Source organism: Dichelobacter nodosus (assembly GCF_001263335.1).
Classification (GTDB): Bacteria; Pseudomonadota; Gammaproteobacteria; order Cardiobacteriales; family Cardiobacteriaceae; genus Dichelobacter; species Dichelobacter nodosus.
Genome location: NZ_LGVW01000019.1, coordinates 1 through 1,194 on the forward strand (window position 1 = coordinate 1; position 1,194 = coordinate 1,194).

Consider the following 1,194-nt stretch of genomic DNA (forward strand, 5'->3'; position numbering starts at 1 on the left):
AAATGTCAAAAGAGAAATTTGAGCGTGCGAAACCCCACGTAAACGTAGGTACCATAGGACACGTAGACCATGGTAAAACCACATTAACAGCGGCGTTAACAAAAGTAAGTGCGGCACGATTTGGAAGTGCGGCACAAGATTATGATCAAATCGACGGTGCGCCGGAAGAACGTGCGCGCGGGATTACGATTTCAACATCACACGTAGAATATGAATCCCCGCTTCGCCACTATGCACACGTAGACTGCCCAGGACACGCGGACTATGTTAAAAACATGATTACGGGTGCGGCACAAATGGACGGCGCGATTTTGGTTTGTTCAGCAGCAGACGGTCCGATGCCGCAAACACGTGAACACATTCTGCTTTCTCGTCAAGTAGGTGTTCCTTATATCATCGTATTCTTAAATAAAGCGGATATGGTTGATGATGCGGAATTGTTAGAACTGGTTGAAATGGAAGTTCGTGAATTATTAAACGAATACGATTTCCCAGGAGACGATACACCGATTGTCGTGGGTTCTGCATTGAAAGCGTTGGAAGGCGATACCTCAGAAATTGGTATTCCAGCGATTGAAAAATTGGTTGACGCTTTAGACGCCAGCATTCCGGAACCGAAACGCGATATTGATAAACCCTTCTTGATGCCGATTGAAGACGTATTTTCTATTTCAGGACGCGGTACTGTAGTAACCGGACGGGTAGAACGCGGCGTTGTTAAAGTAGGCGATGAATTGGAAATCGTGGGCTTGCGTGATACTGCAAAAACCACTTGTACCGGTGTAGAAATGTTCCGTAAATTATTGGATCAAGGTCAAGCTGGTGATAACGTTGGTGTTTTATTACGTGGAACCAAACGTGAAGAAGTTGAACGCGGTCAAGTTTTGGCAAAACCGGGCACCATTACTCCACATACTAAATTCGAATCAGAAGTGTATGTTTTATCTAAGGAAGAAGGCGGACGTCATACTCCATTCTTCAAAGGTTACCGTCCACAATTTTATTTCCGTACAACAGACGTCACTGGTGAATGCGTATTGCCGGAAGGCGTGGAAATGGTAATGCCGGGAGATAATGTGAAGATGATTGTGCAACTGATTCACCCGATTGCGATGGACGAAGGATTGCGTTTTGCGATTCGTGAAGGCGGTCGCACCGTCGGAGCTGGGGTTGTTGCTAAAATTATTGAGTAAT

General features: G+C 45.6%; 1 protein-coding gene. It reads left to right on the plus strand.

Going from position 1 to position 1,194, the window contains the following annotated elements:
* Window positions 1-2 precede the first annotated feature (2 nt).
* Window positions 3-1,193, plus strand: coding sequence for an elongation factor Tu (gene tuf / locus AKG33_RS03915; RefSeq protein WP_012031572.1), 1,191 nt, complete (start codon window positions 3-5; stop codon window positions 1,191-1,193).
* Window position 1,194: the final 1 nt, after the last annotated feature.

Bases quoted from the DNA above. Each gene is read 5' to 3' on its own strand.
- tuf (WP_012031572.1), top strand. From the start codon at position 3: ATGTCAAAAGAGAAATTTGAGCGTGCGAAACCCCACGTAAACGTAGGT.